Genomic DNA, 19,086 nt, shown 5'->3' with positions numbered 1-19,086 from the left:
CGCGCACCTTGGGGCGTGTCAAGAGGGGGCCGAGACGGGGTGAGACGGGCCGGTGAGACGCCCCCAGTGAGACGGGTCGGCGCCCGGTCGGCGGGGCGGCGGCCCGGGGCGTCCCCGCGCCGCCGCCGCTCACTGTCGGTCACGGCCAGGCCCTCAGCGACCGGTGCCCGAGCCCGAGCCGTTGCCACTGGTGTTGACGGTGCCGAGCATCGTCTGCAGGCCGGTCCCCAGGGACGCCGAGACCTGCCGGGCCATCAGCCCGAACAGGCTCCCGGCCAGCAGCACCCCGGCGGCGAACGACACGATGACGTGCACCGGCTTGGCCTTCTTGTGCTTGAGGATGTACCAGAGGAACCCGCCGATCACGACGATCATGATCGTGCCGCCCTCGGCCTCGCCCGGAAGCTGCGTCGGCGCCTGCTGCTGCGCCGGCGCGGCCACGACCAGCGCCGTCGCCTCCTGCGCGGTGGGGACCGCCGGGGGACCGGCCGCCCTCACGGCCGCGGCCGCCCCGGCCTGGGTGATGGTGAATGCCATCATTGGAACTCCTTCGGAAAATTGGGTTGATCCGTTGGAAGGCGGGGCCGGTCCGGCTAGGGGCCGGCCCCGCGTCCTACCTGGTCAGCGGGCGGGCGTCTTGAACTCGCCGTGGCTGGAGCACTTCCAGACGTCCTTGCTCCGGCCGGTGCCGCCCTCGCGGCCGCCGTAGCTGACGTTCCGGTCGGTGTTGCAGTTCGGGCAGCACGCCTTGCTGCTCACTTGCGGTCCGCCGGGGTCTTGCGGTCGGCTCCGCGCGGGTCCTTGCCCTTGGGGAACGAGGACTTCCACATCGCGGAGGTGGCGGAGGAACCGTTGTCCTTGCCGGTCTTCTTGTCGGACATACTTGGACCTGCCTCTCTGTGAGGTGGCCTCGCCGGGTGTTCTTTGGACGGATCCCCGGCGGGGCCTTTTGCTGGTCAGGGGCCGGATTGCCCGTGACCGGGCCGGGCTGCTCATGCGAACAGCCCGGTGATCAGGGCGGTGACCACCAGGGCCACCGCGGCGGCCAGCGCCACCGCCACGGCGCGGAGCCGCTGCTGGGCACGGGCGCGCAACTCGGCGATGAACGCGCTGGTGAGGCGGGCCGCGGGGACGGCGGGGGCCAAGGTCAGCGCCACCCACGCGCCCACCGCGACACCGCCGGCGGCGGCGCTGACCAGGCACGCGGCCACCGCCAGCACCCGCCACAACTCCGGAGCCTGGACGACGGCGCTCATGACCCCGCCCCCAAGCACGCGATCAACGCCGTGACCAGGAGCCATCCGACGTGCCACGACTGATCCAGGGCGTAGGCGCCCGTCCCGGCCGGGGCGGCGGCGCCGTCCCCGAGCCGGGCGAACTCGCCCTTCCCCAGCCGCTCGGCCAGGGCGAGCAGCGGCGCGCGGCGATCGGCCCAGTAGTGCGAAACCGCGTCCACGGCCAGCGCGCACGCCACCGCGGCCACGTTCAGCGGCAGCGCCAACACCGCCGTGACCAGCCCGATCACCAGGGCCTTGGCCAGGGTGAGGGTGGCGACGTGCCGCCCGCACAGGATCCGGCCACGCCAGCCCGGCGCGCCCTTGCCGCACGCCTGCGCGCGGGTCTGGATCCAGTTGTCCCCGACCTGGTGCGCCACGTACAGGGCGATGAACACGCAGGTGAACACGGTCGCCGACGTCATCCCCGGTCCCCTCCGCTTAGCCGCACCGACACCGCCAAGCCCTCGGCCACGACCTGGTCCGGGACGGCGTCGGGGTCGGGCTGCAGCCCGATCTCCTCCAGGTGACCGGCGATGTAGCGGGCGGGGGGCCAGCTCGCCGAGCGCGGCCGCCGCGGCGGCCGCGCGGGCGTGGGTGAGCAGCTCGACATAGGCCACGTGCAACTCGGTGTACCGGTGCCGCATCGCCGTGACGTCAGCGCCGAGCATCTCCAGGTGCGTGCGCAGCGCCGTCTCCTGGTCACGGCGCACGGCCAGCTCGGCGTGCGCCTCGGCCAGGTCCTGGCGGGCCTGGTTGAGCTGCCGCCGCGTGTCCAGCTCGTACGGCGTCCCCGCCGCCGCGCTCACGTGAGTGGTGCCCATCACTTGGCACCCCCCGCCACCACGGTCAGCGGACGGGCGACCTCGCCGAGGTCGGCGTTGTCGGCCTTGCCGGTGACCTCCTCGGCCAGCGCGGCCATGATCCGCTTGGCGCGGTCGTAGCCGATCCCGAGCGCGTCCTTGACGGCCCGCACCCCCGGCTCGATCTCGCCCCGGGCGAGTAGCTCGGCGAGCTGTTCCTGCAGCTCGGTGTCGGTGCGGTCCCGGCTGGTCCTGGGCAGCGGCTTGGCGGCCTCGGGAACGGGCACGCCCTTGTTCGGGCGGGGCCTGCGCGGCGTTCCCGCGTCCGGTTGAGCGTCCCGGTCACCACCGGTTCGCACCGTGCTCTTGCCGGTGCCCTTGCCGGTCTTGACGGGCGTCGGGCGCGCGATGACCGTCAGCGCGGGGCGGTTCCCGAGCGGGACCGGCCACACCGTCACCGGAACCGCATGCTCAGCGGCTGCCTCGTTCTCGGTGTCCTTCTCCGGGGCGTTCCTGGCGGGGGCCACGGTGGGCGGCTGCAGGTCCATCTCGGCCAGCCGCGGCACCGGGCGCTTGTTCTCGCCCTCGCCCTCGTTCCAGGGGTCGGCGTCGGAGATGGAGGTGTCGATCACGCCGATCAGGTGCGCGGTGACGGCCGCGCCGATCGGGCCGAGCGCGTGCGCGAACATCGCGCCCGGCACCGCCCACCCCGACACGTCCGCGTCGCCGGTCGGCACCGCCGCGATCAGGTTCAGGAAGATGCTCGTGGTCAGGCAGCCGAACCCGATCCGCTCAGCGTGGCTGGCCAGCCTGCCGCCGGAGGCGGCCAGCCGGGCGCGGGCGATGATGATCCAGCACACCGCGCCGATCAGCAGCGCCTCCAGGCCCCACAGCGTCCACCACACCGGGTCGCTCTTGTCGACGTCCATGATCTTGGCCGCGCCCTGCTGCACGCCGGTCGTCGACCAGATCCCGAAGCCGATCAGCACCGGGACCAGCACGCGCAGGTTGCGGGTGCGCAGCCACTCCAGACGCAGCGCCCGGGCCTCCCCGGATCGCGCCATGTCCGCCTTGATGCGGGTGCGGGCGCCGGACGCGCGGAACTGCCTGTACATCTGGGCGAGGTCCGCCTCGGCGCGCACGTCGGCCTCGCGCTCGGTGCGGGCCAGCTCGGCCAGCCGGGTCTCCTCGGCCACGTCCGCGCGGGCCCGGCCGTGCCCAGCCTCGGCCCGCACCCGCTCCAGCTCATCGGTCCGCCGCGCGGCCGCCAGCTCCCGCTGCCGCTGCAGCTCCCGGGCCAGCTCCTCCGGCACGTCCGGCTCGTCTACGGGCAACCGGTCGCTGTTGAGGATCCTCACGTCGGCACCTTCCCCACGGCCGCAGTGTCGCCGGACTCGGCGACACCGTCGTCGGGGGCGGGCCTTGCGACCCACGTCCCGTCGTGCCAGTCGGGGTCACCGACGGAGCCGGTACCACCCGGCCGGTAGATGGCGAACTTGGTCAGCTGCGACCAGTAGTAGGACCGGCCCTGGTGCTTCCACAGCTCGGGCGTGACACCGCTGAGCCAGCGGCGAACGATCTCCCGCCCGATCCGCTCCACCAGCTCGCCGGCCTGCCGGTCGTCGTAGGGCGCGGGGTTGGCCTGGGCCACCTGCCACAGCATCGCCAGATGCGCATCGGCGTAGGACCCCAACCGGGCCATGTCGATCTCGATGCTCACCACGACCGCGTCCACGGCGGCCGTCCGGCTGGAGACGAGCGTCATCGCGGCCGCCTCCCCGCCAGGGCGTCCATGATCGGGCGCACCGTGTCGTTCAGCGCGGCGGCCAGGGCGTGCACCGCCTCCCGGGCACGGCGCTCCACGTCGTCGCCCGGGCCGAATGGGGCCGCGGGCAGCACGGCGACCGACACCGGGTAGGTCAGCGTGAGGCTGGCCTGCAGGAACGCAGACTCGGCGACGTCCTTCTCGGTGGGGTGGACGAAGTCGTATCCATCGCCGCGCAGCTCGGTGGGCCAGTCCCGCCAGCACCGGTTGAACCGCTGGCCAGATGCACCGGTCAGCTCCGCCGGCCAGGGCGCCACCAGGCTCACCACCGCGAGCAGGGACCCGTCCCAGTTGCTGCGCTCCACCTGGGCGCCCAGCACCCGCGAGTGCAGGCGGACGTAGCCGGGCGTCATCACCGGACCGGTCGCCGTCCTCCAGGCCGCCGCCGCGAACTCGGCCAGCCGGGTCGACGGCTCGTCCCACATGCCGTCCCAGCACTCGGCGAACGAGCCGTCCAGCCGGTCCCGGACGTAGGCGCCGTAGCGGGAGACGCCGTCACTGGCGTACTGGCGGTCGTAGTCCTCATCGACCCAGAACGGGGCCGTCGAGATGTCAGAATGAGAGTTCATCGGGTTGGACCTCCCAAGGTCCGATCAAGGCCCTCGTCCGGCGGTTGCGTCGCCAGGACGAGGGCCGCTCTAGGTTCCGGGGCTCTTGAACCGCACCTGCACATAGGCGCGCACGTTCCGGGAAGCGCCACGGCACGGGTACGCCTGCGACACCTCCACCAGCTCGAACACCTCGGCCAGCGCCTCCACACCGGCCAGCACCTCCTCCGGCGAACCGATCAGCCGGATCCGCAGCCCCGACACCGGCACCGAACCGGCCGTCGCGGGCCTCACCTCCAAGCCGCTGCCGGCCTCGCCGCGGGTGCGGGCCATCAGCGGGCCTCGCTCTCCAGCAGCGCGATGTACTCGGCGATCGCCGAACCCGGGATCCGCCGCGAACGGCCCTCCCGAACCGACCGCAGCCGACCCGACCGGATCAGCTCATAGATCACCGACCGAGACAACGACAACAACTCCATCGCCTCACCAACCCGGTACAACCGGGCGGGCGACGCCGCCTGAACAGAGGAACTGGTCACGATGGGCTTACCTCCAAGGCAGGGGATTTGCGGACGACAGCGACAAACGGTGTCTGTCAACGTCCGTCGAACCTTGCTTAGTACCGGTATTGATCGTAGATGAGTACCGGTACAGATGATGAACCCTTTGGAAGGGATGTGTCAACAGTCCCGGTACAGATAACCTTCAGGAGGGAGGTCCTTGTGACTGCGAGATACCGCGAGATCGCCGCTGAGCTACGAGGGAAGATCGAGAGCGGCGAGTATCCGCCAGGCAGCAACATGCCCGGCTATGACGAGCTGACCGGCGCATACGGTGTTGGACGCGGTGTTATTCGCTCCGCGCTGTCGCTCCTCGAAGCGGACGGACTGATCCAGGTGATCAAGAAACGCGGGATCATCGTCCGGCACGGCACCATGCGGTTGCGAAGGCCCCGAGGGAACCTGGTCAAGCGGAACGTCGCCACTAGCAATCCCGGCTACTCCTTCCCATCGGCGTCCGGCCAGGAGGTCTGGACTCACCACGTCAAGCCGCAGGCGTCATTTGAGCCGCTGACCAACCCGCGGATCGCGGGCCTCCTGGGCGTCCCGGTAGGCACCAAGGTCATGCGGCGATTCCGGGTCACCGGGCCAGTGGCCGAACCCCCGTTCCAGATCAACATCTCCTGGATTCACCCGCGCGGAGTCGAGGACGCCCCTGAGGTGGGCTCACAGGCCCCGGGGCCGGGGGACTGGTTGTACCGCTTGGAGCGGGCAGGTCATTGGCCCATCTCCTGGATGGAGATCCATCGTGCGCGCATGCCTACGGCAGAAGAGGCGACGCTGCTGCAGATACCAGGGATCTTGCCGGTGCTGGAGATCGTGCGGGTCGGCACGTCCGGTGGCGACGGCAAGCCGATCGAGGTGACCCAGTACATCGTGGCCAGCGACCGTGTCGAGACCGTTCACGTCCTGCACCGTGATGAATCAGCCCAAGACCCGTGGCCTGACGACGAAACGAACGAGTGATCAATCGTGAGCCTCGCCATCGAAGCGGCCCTCGGCACTCATGTCGGCCTGGTGCGCAAGCGCAACGAAGACAGCGGCTACGTCGGCCGCCGGCTTCTGGCCGTCGCTGACGGCCTTGGTGGACACGCCGCCGGCGACGTAGCCAGCAGCACCGTGATCGACGTCCTCAAGACATACGACCGCGAAGTCCCGACCGAAGATTTGGCCACCACGCTCGGTCGAGCGATCTTCGAGGCCAGCGATGCACTGCACAGCCGAGCCGCAGGGGATCCCAGCGTGAAGGGCATGGGGACAACTCTGGTCGCCGTGCTGTGGTCCGGGGACCACGCCGTCTTCGCCAACATCGGAGACTCCCGCATCTACCAATTGCGGGACGGCCAACTCGAAGCGTTCAGCGAGGACCATGTCTACGAGCGCCTGGTCTTCGATGCCGCGACCGTCCCAGACCTACCGCCAAAGCTCGCCCGGTTCCTTGACGGACGAGCAGATGGCCGTTCACCCGATCTGACGCTCCGCGAGCTCAGAGCCGCTGACCGACTTCTGCTCTGTTCTGACGGCCTCAGTGGCGTGGTCGACCTAGAAGAAATCCGCCACACCTTGACATTTATCAACGACCCGAATGAGACCGTAAATTACCTAATCCGATCAGCGCTTTCCCAGGGTGGCCCTGATAACGTCACGGCCATAGTTGCTGACGTACGGTCGATCGCTACTAACAGATGACGGCCGCGGTGACCCACAACTCCAAGTTTTGTGAACTGGAAACTCCTCTGGTCTAATGAGCATTCAGCAAACCTACATGAAGGAGTCGAAGAATAGGCTATGGCAAAGAAGGAGGTTCGCATACTCAAAGGAAAGGCGATCGCGTCGCTTCTGAATGCTATGGAGGCGTTCAACTCGCCGCGCGACGAGGGCAGGTCTACGAGTATCCTGCTCCACCTTCAGCATTCTTTTGAGATGCTATTGAAGGCTACGCTGGTACATTTGGGCGAGGATGTCTTCGATGACCAACTGGGGCGTTCCATTGGATTTGAATCCTGCGTAAAGAAGGCATCTCAACACCCTAAGGTTAAGCTCAGCGCGTCCGATGCGGGGACGCTCCGCGCAATCGATGCTATGCGGGATGATGAACAGCACTGGTATAACCAGGTCTCCGAGCAGCTTCTGTACCTACACGCACGCGCAGGGATCACTCTGATTGACGATCTACTGCACCTAGTTTTTCAAGAGAGGCTGGCATCCTATCTTCCTCATCGCGTGCTACCCGTGTCGGCAGAAGCTCCACGTGATGTGGCTCTGATATTGGACGAAGAGTACGCCGAAATAGCTAGGCTACTTCAACCCGGCCGTCGCGCAGGATACGAGGCTCGTGCGCGCATCCGGACTCTCTTGGCAATGGAGGCTCACTTCGAAGCCGAGACACGCGTATCACAGAGGGACGTTGGTCGAGTGGAGAGAGGAATTAAGAAGGGAGAATCTAGAGAAACGGTCTTTCCGAAGTTGCATGATCTGTCGACTTCAATTGATGGCGAAGGGATCACGCTTAAGCTTCGTTTCACCAAGAGTCTCGATGCTCCGCCAGTTCGGTACGCCGCAGACGAAGCCGTTCCCGCAGCGGCGATTCGGGAAGTCGACTTGCATCGCAAGTATCACCGTTCGAAAGCAGACCTCGCCAAAGCTCTCGATCTCAGCACTGCCCGCAGTGCTGCATTGCGGGCCCACCTCGGTATCGACAATGATCCAGCATGCCTGCACGAGTTTACATTCGGATCTCAGATTCATCCGCGATATTCTGATAAAGCGTTCGCGTTGATGAAGGAAGCGGTGAGATCGCTAGATATAGATGCGATCTGGAAAGCGCACCGTTCTCGTCGTAACGGAAAGACATATGAGTGTACTGCCGCTGGCTGCAAGGCAGACCGGCCGGCTGACTCAGACCTCTGAGGCCTAAGCGACCTCTTCCGTAGGATCTTCTTTTAGCGCCTTCGGCAGCAATCTTGCATGTGTCCGGCGAAGGTACTCGACTCCCTCATCGCCGTTCGAGCGGTATCCAAGACTATCGGCGACGAATTTGAGGCGGTGCTTGGCATCCGATATAACCTCAGCCCAGGTCTTGGCAATAACCCGATATCGCTTCGTCTGCTTTACGACACCCAGTGGCCGATCAGGGGACGTTGCCTCTTCCCGTACGTAGGGATCAAGCTTATTGCCGATGATCCAGAATTCCCAGTGAACATTAGGCTGATTGAAGCGCTCGTCATTGCCAACAGCAAACGCATAGTCTTCGATCTGCTGCAGTCCCGCGCGATTGATAGTTACACTTGGGCGCTTGAGCTCCACCACGAGATGTTCGAGCCGGTTATCACGGTCCTTCATGGGGCGGGAGAGCACGAGGTCAGGTACCGCTTCACTCCCGTCTAGGCGAGTAAGCGGCTCACTGCCCGCTAGCTCGACATTTTCACCGAGCAAAGCGAGATGCTTTCGCAAAACTGCTAGGAGCCGATCGTCATCTCCTGTCAAGGCATACTCCTCGCCAAAAATCCAGGTTTCTTCGGCGAGTATGCGATGCAGTTGTCTACGTTCCAATGTCTGCTTCTTCGACGCCGCATCAAAAAGGAGCGCGTCAAGACCGTCAATAAAAGCCAGTCGGTCAGAGATCATACGAGTAGCGACGATGACAGATGTAAGTGGCGCACGCTGCAGCAGACTGGCGAGGTCCTGCAACTGCTCCTCGGAAAGGTCTACAACCTCAGCGAGGACGCTGCGCAGGTTAGTAGGGCTCGTTTCAAGTGCCTCTCTCATGAGTCGAAGCGACAGCCTTCGAGAGCTCTTGTCACTACTGTCGATGACCTTGGCCGCGCTCAACGCCACTACATCGAACAGTTCTCGCTCTGCAGCCTCAATCTCATTCTTGGGTTCGCCGGTGTACGGATAGCTTTGTTCTGCTTTCCAGCGTTGTACCGTTTCGCTACGCCTTTCTTCGAGGCGCCTTTTGAAATGTGTGCGTAGGGCTTCGCGCGCTTCGTTAACGACGGGCGTAATGGTTTCGTGCCCTAGTTCCGCTAGGAGGATATCGTTACCGAGTTCACGGAATCCCCGCCAACGGAGATAGGCGGTAAAGTCGAACCCAGGCGCATGAACACTCGGACGTATCTCATGAAGCGCCATCCCGTTCTCGTCACAGAGATACAACGCTCGGCGAGTTTGTCGATTCCACTCGATTACGGTGATAGATGCTCCCTCGATGCCATCTTCGGCGCTATTGAGCAGGGGGTATGTCTCACGAACCTCCTGGAGGCTATTTGGGTCTACCAACTCTCCCTGGTAGAGAATTTCTGCGGGATAGGACTCCAGATAGAGCGCGAACGTTATGGCTAGGTAGTGATGAATCGATGGGCGATCGAGTATTCTTCCGACGTCGGGCGGTATGAGATCGATCTTCACGCGAGTTCCGGACCTACTCGAACTCGGGATAGCTGGTGGTAGGTCGAACTCATCCAGCTTCTCTCTAGTGCCGCTTATTGTGATCTCTTTGACTTCGTCCGTTACATCTTTCGCCACCGAAGTCCAGACCACTCGGTCCCCGATACCGAAGGCGGCATAGCGGCCTTTTCCATTGTTGCCGTGGAGTACGCGGCGCTTCTCGCGAGTGAGGCCAACATTTCGTTTCCAGGACTCACCGAGGGCACCGAATGCTCGCCTAGCCTCTTCGTAGGTCATGCCATGACCGTTATCGGTTATGGTGAGCGACCGGATTCCCTCGATCTCATCTCGTTCGACCTCAACTTCCACCCTGGTTGCGTCGGCATCGAGGGCGTTCCAGATCAGCTCAATCAGGCCCAGTTGCGGAGATCGAACCAAGTCGGTGAGGTGATCATGGCTCAGTTGGACCGTTACGCGCGCCATCGTCATAGATTGACATCCTCAGGTTGCGCTGTCCAAGGGTGAGTCCCGATATGGCCACTAAGCTAACCTGCCATCCGTAGTAGGCAGTGCTCATTCGCGCAACTGGCGAGATGGTGTGCCAGACAGGTCGCGCGCATGGGCTCTGCTGCTCGCACGGCTGGGGGCTCCGAAGCTCTGCGTCGGGGGCGCGCAACCGGCGAGCCTCAGACTCGATTCGTGTACCTCCTTCTGTGCGCTCGCGTCCGGCGGCGGCTTGACTGTGTGCCGATAGTTTTGACCAGAGGCCGGGTCGGGTTTCGAGGCGGCGCCGCCTGACGGGCTGCTTGACGATGGTGGCGCGAACTTGCGGACTGTGCCGGACCTTGGGGGACGTGTGTGCGCTGGTCAGGACTGGTGCTGACCTGGTGAAATGTGGGCTGGGTGTGGTTCGAGTCCAATCGCGGGAGCTCCTCTCTGCCACAGAGAGCCCAAGGTCAGGCCCCCGTTCCGATCAAGGAATCGGGGCCCTGTGCTTCCGAGGCGAGGGAGCCAGCAGGGGAGCCACCTGCCTACTCACACCGAAAGACCGCGTCCATCGCCTCCGCACCCTGGGCGATCATGGGCCGGAGCTGCTTGCGATAGATGGTCTGCGTGGTGTTCGGCGTCGAGTGCCCCACCAGATCCGCGATGCGCTCGGTCGCCACGCCCGAGTCACTCCTGATCGACACGAACGAGTGCCGCAACTCACCCGGCGACTACGCTGTCTGGAGCGCGAGCCTTCTCTGTGATCTTCCGGAAGCAACTCAGAACCCGCATCGCGGCGAGCGCGACCCCTGTTCCCCGCAGAAGATCTTCGTGCGGCTGATGCCGAGCCGCTCGGCGGCCTGCTCTGGGCGTAGAAGCAGCGGGGCGATGTCGTTCGGGTCAGAGGGGTGGATTGGTTGCCAGGTTGCTCTTCGTGCTCGCGCTCATGCAGCTAGCTTGGACTGGTGGGGGCGGGCATCTGGTGGCGGGTCTTCACCTCCGGCCTGGTGTCGCCGCTACAAAGCCGAGGCGTCTACGGACTGCGCTCCCGCTCCAAGCGCCTGAAGACCAGCCCGCGCGTCACCCATGTCGAAGGCGTGGGAAAGATCACGTATTTGCGGCAGAATCACCACTTCGGCCCCGGAGAAGATCGCGACATACCTCAAGCGGTGCCACGACATCACTGTCTCCGAGTCCGGGGTATGGCGGATTCCCAAGCGCCTGGCCATGAGACGGCTGCCAGCCTCGCAGTGCTAAAAGCGACACGGTAGGTGCTTAGAAGCGCGACAAGATGCAGTTACACGGCAACCGCGTCCAGATCGACGTCATGTTTGTCGAGCCCAGCGCCTGTGTCACCACCCGGGCGTCGCGTCGGCCGCAACAAGTACTGACAGTTCACCGCGATCGACGACTGTACCCGGCTGCGGGCGCTGCGCATCTACCTCAGCTCGACCAGAAGACCGCCATCCAGGTTCTTGGACTACATCCTGGCGCGGCCGCCATTCCAGGTCGAGGTGAGCAGATCGACAGTAAGCGCCCCACCGCATCGACGCCGAGGAGTGCTGCAAGATGCTCGACGGCGTTCTGATCGACAGCGCCGAGGCTTTCAACGACAAGCTCCGCGAGGGAGGCTACTACGATTAACGATCGTCTCCTCGGCGCCCTCGTCGGCCAGCCCGACGAAAGGCACTGCAGAAGACCCGAGGCCGACATAAACGATCTTCGTCGGTCGCGCATGCCAACGGCGGATTGCTGTGCGACCCGATATCGGTGAACTCATTCCTGCAAACCCAGTTGCAATCGTCGCCATTGTCGCCGTGGCGTATCCAAGACCTCAAGCTCTCGAATCCTCGGCAAGGCAATACGGCCCCTCACGCACGTAAATGCAGATGAGCTTTCAGTATGAGAACGCAGCTGGCAGAGTGAGTGATCTCAGCCTTCAGTACCATCTCGACCGCCTCGCTGAGAGGAAGTCGGATCGTCTCTATGACCTCGCCTGGGTCATCTTGGGCAACACCTTGCTCAAGCCCTCTGGCAAGGAACATGTGGTTTCGCGAACGAACAACAGTGGTAAATGGGTCAACATAACCCAGGTAGTCCCATTGTTGAGCTTTGAAACCAAGCTCCTCCATAAGTTCACGCTTGGCGGCATCTGTTGGATCTTCCCCCACGTCAAGGCCGCCACTCATTGCTTCAATCGAGAACTTTCCAATGCCGTACTTGTACTCCCTAGCAAGAAACACGTCCTGATCTTCAGTCAGGGGCAAGACCGTAGACCCCTCTTTCATGTTAACTACGCCGAAAATGCCCTCCTTGCCGCCCGGGCGGATAACACTGTCCTCATCGACACGAATCCAGCCATTATCGTAGACGACCCGTGTGCCTACCAGTTTGAACGGAGACTCGATTTCGGACATAGCGACCTCTAGCTCTCAAATGAATGGAAACTTCCAGGCCGAATCATCGGCAACTCATTGCGTATATCGTAGTCTATCAGAACCTGATAACCGAGACCTGCCAATGGTAGATCGACCTCGGCTACGAGCTCACGCAGAAGTACTGGGTCTGTTAGGTAACGGAAACATCCCAAAGTGCCGAAACCGTGAATCCCCATGCATCCGATTATCGCTCGCTGTCGATTGACAGGACTTGGCATTACGGTGAGTATGCCGACATCTCGTATTACATTGATCGTTCCAAGCCTCTGATGCGCTTCGTAATCCGCCCTTATCGACTCCTCGCTCAGTCGATCCCGGATGCGTATGTCCGTGTAGTCGGGCATCGTGTAGTCGATCACATAGCGAACGCCATCGAAATGGTTGAAGTACTCGCGAGTTATCGAGTTCGAGACCGCACCACCGCTTAGCAGAATGTCCTCGTTCTCCAGATACGCCTCCACGCCACTCGTCTTGCAACTCAGGTCTGCCAAGGGAAGTCGGCCCTCCCATAGTTCGTTGAACGTGCGATAGAGGAGGGAAATACCTTCTCGGTCTTTGTCTGATTGCCATCGCCCTTCGCGTTTCGCGCGGTACACGGGGGCTGCATGGATGATGACCAACTCTCGGTTGTCCAGTACTGTGGACCAGAACTTGTGAAACGAGGAATGATTGAGCTCGAGAGCCAGTCTGACCCGGCCAGGCGACGAATCTTCCTGAATCAGAAGATCGAACGACTCCGAATATTCGGCCCCTATGCTACTGCCGTACTCGGCGTAGAGAGCATCTATTCGCGCGGTATCGATGCGATTCTTTTGAGTCACGTGTGAATGCAGGGCATGCTTCTTCAGTCCATATGTCTCTGTGACGTCAACATATATCCTGGGCTGGAATGCGCTCTGATGAACCTTGGAACGAGTCAGCGAGTTCACCACCCCAAAGCCTAGGATCGGGCGTCGACGAAAGGTGGCCCTGGTAATCTCGTTGGCTTCCCGGTGGTCCTTGTGGCTGTCCGCATATGTATGCGTAAACACCACGTCCGGATCGACTCCATGAACCCCGAGAAGCCGACGAACCTGCTCAACAGAGGCCCCATCACACGTCAATGATGCATCAGAAAAGTCTGCGAACATAACGCGGTCGCGTGCAACACCCAAGACTTGTGCGGCACCGAGAGCTTCCAGCTTCCTGGTTTGAGCGATATCCTCGTCCTGCTCGGATGTGAGAATCAGGAGCCATACCGTCCAGTCCTGCGCCGCCAGCCTTGCAACCGTCGCGCCGGCTCCAATCTCGATATCATCAGGATGCGCACCTACGAAAAGTGCGACTTTTTCATTTCGTGCGAGCTCGACAGCAACTCCCTGGCTCATTCTAGTTCCGCCTAGGTTCTACAGATTCGCCGACTTGAAAGTTGAACGTGTCCGAAACTTCAATATCGATACACTCAATGTAGCCGTCGCCGCAAGCCACGATAGGCAGTCCTAGTGAATTTACCTCGATAATCTGTCCTGTAGGAACACCGTGTCCTTGAATGGTCGGTATTGCGCTGTTAACCACAATCTTTTGATCCCGATAATAGAAGAATGCTCCAGGATAGGGCTTAGTAAGCCCTCTAATCAGCCGATCGACACTGGCTGTCGATTGCGAAAAGCTGATGAGCCCGTCTTCCGGATAACGTCGAGGCCAGACTGAGACCTGGGAGGTATCTTGGTCAATCCAGGTCAGCGTGCGTTTGGCCAAGGCTGGCAGCAGTTCTACCCCGAGTCTCCCATGCATTTTACTCATTGCTTGGAACAGAGACGTTGCGGTCTCATGCTCGGCTAGCTTCATTTCCTGCTGCCGTACAATTCCACCGGAGTCAGCGTCTTCTTCCAACATGAAGGCGGTTATGCCAGTTTTCTTGAGTCCTTTGATAATAGTCCAGGGTATCGGCGCGCGCCCTCGCCCCTGTGGGAGCAGTGTAGGGTGCACCCCCAGTACGCCATGAGCGGATGAATGCCGGCTCCTGGCTCCATGTACTTGCATTGGGATATCCAAAATATAGGCCGGCAGAAGCTCAGATAGTCCGATTGCAAGGATATAATCCGGTTGTTTCGTGTGGATCTGGGCGGCTAGTGCAGGGCTTTTCACGGTCGGGACAGCAAGATGAGGGATCGAATGCTCGGCGGCAAGGCGGTCCAGGCTTACGACCCCTACGGTAGAGATCGCGGGACTCGGCTGAACCGTCACGACCAGCTCGAAGCTGATTCCTTCGCTTGTCTGCTTATTTCTCGCCAGCATTCCTGCGAGAAACTCGGCGCCAAAGACGTGGCTGGAGATGAAGACTGCGCGTGGTCGCTCCTTAGCCAAGGCCTGCCCCTTAAGTAGCGCCGTTGCCCGTCATGGAACGTTGCTCGTTGAAGATCCTGCGAAATGGCCTTATCTGAGTGTCAGGGTAATGCCGCAACTTATAGTTGCGAGCTTCAGTTACGAGCCACTCGAAACCTGGCTTATAGGGCCCGCCATTGCGTCGTTGACGCTCTGCATCTATGAATTGCCGAAGTTGATGGTCAATCCGCAAAACCACTTGCCATTCGGATGATATGGCTTGGCTTTTGGGGATGACTCGGCATTTGACGCGCATTCCGATGAGGTCGTATCTATTCAAGATCAGTTCCACTTGCTCGAGAATCCGCTCAGAGCGGGGTATCTCCAATTCTTGAGGATTGAACTGGCAGATCGCCCTGATCGCGCGTTGCATCTCGGCGCTGAGGAGCTCTTCATGAAGTCCTGCCAGTGCTACCTGTCGAAGCTGGCGACTCTGTGTTCTCAGCTGAAACCACACAAGCAGAAGCGCGATAACAGCGGTGGTGCTGCTGATGATGGTTGAAGCCGCAACGATCATTTCCAGCGCCCGCCCCACTCTTGAACTACAGATGCAATGGGCTGCCTTCACCTTGCAGTGTTCGAATACTTCCGGAGCGCGTTGACCTAGTCAAGCACTCTCTCCAGTTTGATATCTGAAAGCATTCCGCCGGGCAATTTTGGTTGCGGGAATATACCTATTGTGGGCCGACCGGTTGCTCATCGCTGACGCGTGCTATCGCAGGTTCGCAGATGGGATGCGTCTAGCGACTGTTGGCCACTTTCGTTGAGATGGGTCCTGGCAAAGAGTCAAGGGATGCATCGAGATCCTTGCCCGTAGACTCAAGATCGTCTTTCTCGTGTGAGATGCTGTGGTTGAAAATGCGACATTGAGTGCGTTCTGGGCTGGGATGCGTCGGCCAGTGGCGAGGCGGGTTGGCCGCGGTACTTGGCGGCGTGGCGACTTCAGTCTGAAGAGATCCTCTGTCCCTGGGGTAACGATGACACCTCTATTATGTCCAGGATCCCTACTAGGGGCAGCTGAACCGGGACGCCGTTCGCCCGGATCGCCGCGTCGACGCAATTTAGTGAGACACCTCGGGACCTGAGCGGGGAGCCATCGCGCTGCAACGAGCTCGCAGTACGTCGAATTGATCCGACGGTGTTTAGCTGGGAGAGGAGCCATCCGGCTTTGATCGACAGAAGGCCCTTGGTTCGAGTCCATCGAATCGCCGGAACGCAGATCAACATCCCTACAACCGCAGGTCAGGCACCGCTTCATGCCGGGGCCAGGAACGGGTGGGACCACTGCCGTGAGTACTGAAGTGAGTATCACGGGCCCTGGTCGGGGCTTGGGAGGGTCAGTTCCATGCTCTGTGCCTCGTTCTGGAGCATCGGCCTGATCTGTTGCCGGTATACCTTCTCCGTAACCTGCGTCCCGCTGTGCCTCACCGACAGGGCGATCTTGTACAGCGGCATGCCGTGTTCGCCGGCAGGGACACGAAGCTGTGCCTAGCTCGCGGGGCGTCCAGGCGTCGGGCAGGTCGGTGCTATGACCGCCCAGCGGAACCTTTGTAGGACGGGCATGGCACTGCGTACCTGACCGTCCTTGCTGGAGAAGATCAGGGGCTCGGGGCCTGTGTTTCAGAGAAGGTCTCCCGGTGAGCAGTACGCACCGCTGGGAAGTTTGAGCGTGCGCATGGGCTTCTTGTCTTCGTGCCGCCGCCCGGCCGCACGGATCGCCAGACGTGGACGGTGAAGTCGCTGAGCTGCTCAGAGAAGCGTTTGGCCTCTCGACGTGGTCCATCTGTGGCCGATGAGCAAGCCCCTCGAAGACGATGGCGGTCACCGGGTTGCAACGTTGACCCACGCTGGCCGTCGGCTGACGCCGAAGAGGAACGATCGAGGTGGACGTCCTTCGGTGGCCGAGTCGTCCCGAAGTTCAGGCGATGGCGGCGCCTGGGGCGAGGTTGCCGGACTTCCCGAAGGCATCGGAGTCCGTGACGGTAAGGATCCGGACGGCCCGAACTTGGTCGTTCAGCGTGATGAGTTCGCGGAGCTGGTGGCAGTGTTGAAGGTTGAAGGGGGTAGCGCCCCCAAAGTAGGTGATGTTGAGCCTCGGCCCTTGTGGGGCGGGCTCGCTGTGTTGTCGGGAATCGGGTGGCATTTTAGGGTGGCCTTAATTGGGTGGAGAGTGGCTTCGTAATGGGGTGCTGGTGATTTTGCGGATGTGGGTGGGCGGTGGTGCGATTCTTCCGGTTCGGTGGCCTGGAATGGAGGGTGGGCATGGAATCCGGAGCGGTGCTCGGTGGGAGGTACCGGCTCACCATGCGGGTCGGTCAGGGTGGCATGGGGAGGTGTGGGCCGCTGACGATATGGAGCTGCGACGGCGGGTCGTGGTGAAGATCGTGGTGGCGGGGCAGGGGGTCTCGTCCGTGCTCACCGACCGGTTACGGCGGGAGGCGGAGAATGCGGCGCAATTGCAGCATCCGGGGATCACGGTGGTGCACGACATCGGGGTGCACGAGGGGCAGCCGTTCTTTGTGATGGAGCTGCTGAACGGGACCGACTACGCTGCGATCCTCGCCCGGAATCCGCAGGGGCTGCCCATTGAGCGGGTGCTGGAGACGGGGGCGGCGGTGGCGGAGGCGCTGGCGTACGCGCACCGCAGGGGAGTGGTGCATCGGGACAACAAGCCCCCCAATCTGATGGAGTTGGCGGAGGGTGGGGTGAAGATCTGCGACTTCGGGATTTCCCGGTCCGCGGATGCGACCGGGCACCGCACTGCCGTGGGCGGAATGATGGCCACTCCCGCTTACACGGCGCCTGAGCAGTACGAGGGGCGGCCCGCCGACGCGCGGACCGATCTGTACGCCTTCGGGTGCACGCTCTATGCGCTGCTGGTCGGGGAACCGCCGTTCAACGGGGACACGATGCCCGCTCTGATGCACCAGCACCTGACCGTCGATCCGGTGCCGCCGTCGCGGCGGCGGGCCGGGGTTGCCTGCGGAGTTGGATTGGGTCGTGCTCGGGCTGCTGGCCAAGAACCCCGCCGACCGGCATTCGTCCGCCGAGGACGTGGGGCGGCGGTTTCGCGCCTGGCTGGAGCGGTTTCTCAGATGAACGCGCAGTACGCTCCGCCTCAGGCGAAGGCTCCGTCGCCGCAGTACGGCCAGCCTGTTCCGGTTGCGCATGGCGCGCCGGCGCCGATGGGCGGCGCGCCCGCGCCCGGTTACGCGCCGGGGGCGGGTGTCGGGCAGCCGCGTCCGCCCGTGCCTCCGCGGCAGGCGGCACCGCGGGGGACGGGGCGTCGGGCGTTCCTGGTCGGGGGGCTCGTTCTTGTCGGTGGTGCCGCTGCTGCGGGCGGGGTCTATCTGACTACGGACGTCTTCCGCCGGTCGCCTGACAGGACGCTGTCCGGTCATACCGACCATGTGAACTCGGTGGCGTTCAGTCCTGATGGCAAGACGCTGGCGTCCGGTGGCAAGGACGGGACCGTGCGGTTGTGGGACGTGGCCGCCGAACGTCCTGTCGCCGTCCTCGATGACTATCGCGGCCCGGTCGAGGCGGTGGCGTTCAGCGCGGACGGCAAGACCGTCGCCACCGGCGGAGGCGATCACAAGGTGCGGCTGTGGAGCGTGGCCGCCAAGCGGATGACCACCGAGTACAAGAAGTCCGCCAACTGGGTCAAAGCGGTCGCCTACAGCGCCGACGGGAAGCACCTGGCCGCGGGCGACGTCGACGGGACGACCTGGGTGTGGGACCTGGCCACCAACGAGCCCACCGAGTTCAAGGTCCGTGTCATGGGGGTCGAGTCGGTCGCCTTCAGCCCGGACGGCAAGACCCTCGCCACCGGCCATATCGACAACAAGGTACGTCTGTGGCAGGTTTCCTGACGGGGCGGGCAGGCCGCGCTGGTGCGGCGCGGTGAACTGGTGTGCTGGCCAGGTCGTCACAGTAGGTTGTCGCAAGTCGCGACAGGTGCGCCCCAGTTAGAGCCCAGGAGTGTGCTTTGCCCGCTGTGCCCGTCCCCTCGCCGCCCCCTGCTCCCGAAGAGGCCACCACCTGGCTGGAGTTCACCGGCAGACTCCGCGCGCTGTACGAATGGTGTGGACGTCCCAAGTACCGGGCGCTGTGCATGCGCTGCCCCGGCCTGTCGCCCGCGACGGTCTCCACACTCATCGGCAAGAACCCGCTCACCAGGCCACCGGAAACGGCGACGGCCCGCTTCGTCGAGGCCTGTCTCCGCTACCGCGACTGGCCGGACGCCGAGACCGAGCCTGAGGTCGCCCGCTGGACCGCCCGCCGCGCCCTCCTCGACACCGGCGAACCTTCTGGCAGGACCGCCGTCGACGGGACGATCGCCGACGGGGCAGGCTCCGATGGGACCGCCGCTGAAGGGGGAGGTTCGGGAGGGATGCGC

Annotated in this window: 22 protein-coding genes; 6 read left to right on the top strand and 16 right to left on the bottom strand. The window is 63.1% G+C overall.

What is annotated here, in order from left to right; genetic code table 11:
* Nucleotides 1-153: 153 nt before the first annotated feature.
* From ETD83_RS20900 to ETD83_RS20865, 10 genes are all read right to left on the bottom strand, one after another.
* Complete coding sequence (locus tag ETD83_RS20900; protein WP_138646826.1) at nt 154-540, bottom strand: hypothetical protein; 387 nt, start codon at nt 538-540, stop codon at nt 154-156.
* Nucleotides 541-621: 81 nt separating this feature from the next.
* Complete coding sequence (locus ETD83_RS42675; RefSeq protein WP_171064351.1) at nt 622-759, bottom strand: hypothetical protein; 138 nt, start codon at nt 757-759, stop codon at nt 622-624.
* Nucleotides 756-881: a hypothetical protein gene (locus ETD83_RS45415; RefSeq protein WP_268920476.1), complete on the bottom strand. Its 126-nt coding sequence runs from the start codon at nt 879-881 to the stop codon at nt 756-758. Before ETD83_RS45415 ends, ETD83_RS42675 begins: the two co-directional genes overlap by 4 nt.
* A 111-nt stretch (nt 882-992) precedes the next feature.
* Nucleotides 993-1,256 (bottom strand): hypothetical protein, encoded by a 264-nt coding sequence (locus ETD83_RS20895; protein ID WP_138646825.1) that lies wholly within the window; start codon nt 1,254-1,256, stop codon nt 993-995.
* A complete protein-coding gene (locus tag ETD83_RS44645) occupies nt 1,253-2,098 on the bottom strand; it encodes a hypothetical protein (RefSeq protein WP_230421051.1) in 846 nt (281 codons plus the stop codon). Before ETD83_RS44645 ends, ETD83_RS20895 begins: the two co-directional genes overlap by 4 nt.
* Nucleotides 2,098-3,435 (bottom strand): hypothetical protein, encoded by a 1,338-nt coding sequence (locus tag ETD83_RS20885; RefSeq protein WP_138646824.1) that lies wholly within the window; start codon nt 3,433-3,435, stop codon nt 2,098-2,100. The genes ETD83_RS44645 and ETD83_RS20885 overlap by 1 nt, the downstream gene beginning before the upstream one ends.
* Nucleotides 3,432-3,842, bottom strand: coding sequence for a hypothetical protein (locus ETD83_RS43790; protein WP_205717788.1), 411 nt, complete (start codon nt 3,840-3,842; stop codon nt 3,432-3,434). The genes ETD83_RS20885 and ETD83_RS43790 overlap by 4 nt, the downstream gene beginning before the upstream one ends.
* Complete coding sequence (locus tag ETD83_RS20875; protein ID WP_138646823.1) at nt 3,839-4,471, bottom strand: hypothetical protein; 633 nt, start codon at nt 4,469-4,471, stop codon at nt 3,839-3,841. The genes ETD83_RS43790 and ETD83_RS20875 overlap by 4 nt, the downstream gene beginning before the upstream one ends.
* Before the next feature lie 69 nt (nt 4,472-4,540).
* A complete protein-coding gene (locus tag ETD83_RS20870) occupies nt 4,541-4,783 on the bottom strand; it encodes a hypothetical protein (protein WP_138646822.1) in 243 nt (80 codons plus the stop codon).
* Nucleotides 4,783-4,989, bottom strand: coding sequence for a helix-turn-helix domain-containing protein (locus tag ETD83_RS20865; RefSeq protein ID WP_138646821.1), 207 nt, complete (start codon nt 4,987-4,989; stop codon nt 4,783-4,785). The genes ETD83_RS20870 and ETD83_RS20865 overlap by 1 nt, the downstream gene beginning before the upstream one ends.
* A 99-nt stretch (nt 4,990-5,088) precedes the next feature.
* On the opposite strand from ETD83_RS20865, the gene ETD83_RS20860 reads away from it, so the two are divergent.
* The 3 genes from ETD83_RS20860 to ETD83_RS20850 all read left to right on the top strand — a co-directional run bounded on the left by ETD83_RS20860 (nt 5,089) and on the right by ETD83_RS20850 (nt 7,920).
* Nucleotides 5,089-5,976, top strand: a complete 888-nt coding sequence (locus tag ETD83_RS20860) for a GntR family transcriptional regulator (RefSeq protein ID WP_138646820.1) — start codon at nt 5,089-5,091, stop codon at nt 5,974-5,976.
* Nucleotides 5,977-5,982: 6 nt separating this feature from the next.
* Nucleotides 5,983-6,699 carry a PP2C family protein-serine/threonine phosphatase gene (locus tag ETD83_RS20855; RefSeq protein ID WP_171064350.1) on the top strand — a complete coding sequence of 239 codons (717 nt, stop codon included), beginning with the start codon at nt 5,983-5,985 and terminating at the stop codon, nt 6,697-6,699.
* A gap of 99 nt (nt 6,700-6,798) precedes the next feature.
* Entirely contained in the window at nt 6,799-7,920 is a 1,122-nt protein-coding gene (locus ETD83_RS20850) for a DUF3644 domain-containing protein (protein ID WP_205717787.1), read from the top strand.
* Nucleotides 7,921-7,923: 3 nt separating this feature from the next.
* On the opposite strand, the gene ETD83_RS20845 is transcribed toward ETD83_RS20850, so the two are convergent.
* From ETD83_RS20845 to ETD83_RS20825, 6 genes are all read right to left on the bottom strand, one after another.
* Nucleotides 7,924-9,888 carry an ATP-binding protein gene (locus ETD83_RS20845; protein WP_138646818.1) on the bottom strand — a complete coding sequence of 655 codons (1,965 nt, stop codon included), beginning with the start codon at nt 9,886-9,888 and terminating at the stop codon, nt 7,924-7,926.
* Nucleotides 9,889-10,430: 542 nt separating this feature from the next.
* The gene (locus ETD83_RS45410) at nt 10,431-10,565 is read right to left on the bottom strand and encodes a hypothetical protein (protein WP_268920475.1); all 135 of its coding nucleotides are present in this window, start codon (nt 10,563-10,565) and stop codon (nt 10,431-10,433) included.
* 1,191 nt (nt 10,566-11,756) lie between these two features.
* Complete coding sequence (locus ETD83_RS20840) at nt 11,757-12,302, bottom strand: NUDIX domain-containing protein (protein WP_138646817.1); 546 nt, start codon at nt 12,300-12,302, stop codon at nt 11,757-11,759.
* 8 nt (nt 12,303-12,310) lie between these two features.
* Nucleotides 12,311-13,690: a PIG-L deacetylase family protein gene (locus ETD83_RS20835; RefSeq protein WP_138646816.1), complete on the bottom strand. Its 1,380-nt coding sequence runs from the start codon at nt 13,688-13,690 to the stop codon at nt 12,311-12,313.
* Between the two features lies 1 nt (nt 13,691).
* Nucleotides 13,692-14,669 carry a methionyl-tRNA formyltransferase gene (locus ETD83_RS20830; protein ID WP_138646815.1) on the bottom strand — a complete coding sequence of 326 codons (978 nt, stop codon included), beginning with the start codon at nt 14,667-14,669 and terminating at the stop codon, nt 13,692-13,694.
* Between the two features lie 10 nt (nt 14,670-14,679).
* Nucleotides 14,680-15,222 (bottom strand): DUF4760 domain-containing protein, encoded by a 543-nt coding sequence (locus ETD83_RS20825; protein ID WP_138646814.1) that lies wholly within the window; start codon nt 15,220-15,222, stop codon nt 14,680-14,682.
* A gap of 1,257 nt (nt 15,223-16,479) precedes the next feature.
* Between ETD83_RS20825 and ETD83_RS20820 the strand changes: the two genes are divergently transcribed.
* The 3 genes from ETD83_RS20820 to ETD83_RS20810 all read left to right on the top strand — a co-directional run.
* Entirely contained in the window at nt 16,480-16,869 is a 390-nt protein-coding gene (locus ETD83_RS20820; protein WP_138646813.1) for a DUF397 domain-containing protein, read from the top strand.
* Between the two features lie 22 nt (nt 16,870-16,891).
* Complete coding sequence (locus tag ETD83_RS20815; protein WP_329602917.1) at nt 16,892-18,559, top strand: WD40 repeat domain-containing serine/threonine protein kinase; 1,668 nt, start codon at nt 16,892-16,894, stop codon at nt 18,557-18,559.
* A 116-nt stretch (nt 18,560-18,675) separates the two neighbouring features.
* Nucleotides 18,676-19,086: hypothetical protein (locus ETD83_RS20810; RefSeq protein WP_138646811.1), on the top strand; the 411-nt coding region annotated here is incomplete at its 3' end.

Source organism: Actinomadura soli, assembly GCF_005889715.1.
GTDB lineage: Bacteria > Actinomycetota > Actinomycetes > Streptosporangiales > Streptosporangiaceae > Spirillospora > Spirillospora soli.
Note: the sequence above shows the minus strand (reverse complement) of the source record. Positions and strands in the feature narration are given on the sequence as shown.

Coding starts and splice junctions, on each gene's coding strand:
- ETD83_RS20850 (WP_205717787.1), top strand. CDS start 6,799: ATGGCAAAGAAGGAGGTTCGCATACTCAAAGGAAAGGCGATCGCGTCG.
- ETD83_RS20820 (WP_138646813.1), top strand. CDS start 16,480: ATGAGCAAGCCCCTCGAAGACGATGGCGGTCACCGGGTTGCAACGTTG.
- ETD83_RS20875 (WP_138646823.1), bottom strand. CDS start 4,471: ATGAACTCTCATTCTGACATCTCGACGGCCCCGTTCTGGGTCGATGAG.
- ETD83_RS44645 (WP_230421051.1), bottom strand. CDS start 2,098: ATGGGCACCACTCACGTGAGCGCGGCGGCGGGGACGCCGTACGAGCTG.
- ETD83_RS20845 (WP_138646818.1), bottom strand. CDS start 9,888: ATGACGATGGCGCGCGTAACGGTCCAACTGAGCCATGATCACCTCACC.
- ETD83_RS20870 (WP_138646822.1), bottom strand. CDS start 4,783: ATGGCCCGCACCCGCGGCGAGGCCGGCAGCGGCTTGGAGGTGAGGCCC.
- ETD83_RS20895 (WP_138646825.1), bottom strand. CDS start 1,256: ATGAGCGCCGTCGTCCAGGCTCCGGAGTTGTGGCGGGTGCTGGCGGTG.
- ETD83_RS20840 (WP_138646817.1), bottom strand. CDS start 12,302: ATGTCCGAAATCGAGTCTCCGTTCAAACTGGTAGGCACACGGGTCGTC.
- ETD83_RS20860 (WP_138646820.1), top strand. CDS start 5,089: ATGAGTACCGGTACAGATGATGAACCCTTTGGAAGGGATGTGTCAACA.
- ETD83_RS20815 (WP_329602917.1), top strand. CDS start 16,892: ATGTGGGTGGGCGGTGGTGCGATTCTTCCGGTTCGGTGGCCTGGAATG.
- ETD83_RS20900 (WP_138646826.1), bottom strand. CDS start 540: ATGATGGCATTCACCATCACCCAGGCCGGGGCGGCCGCGGCCGTGAGG.
- ETD83_RS43790 (WP_205717788.1), bottom strand. CDS start 3,842: ATGACGCTCGTCTCCAGCCGGACGGCCGCCGTGGACGCGGTCGTGGTG.
- ETD83_RS20835 (WP_138646816.1), bottom strand. CDS start 13,690: ATGAGCCAGGGAGTTGCTGTCGAGCTCGCACGAAATGAAAAAGTCGCA.
- ETD83_RS45415 (WP_268920476.1), bottom strand. CDS start 881: ATGTCCGACAAGAAGACCGGCAAGGACAACGGTTCCTCCGCCACCTCC.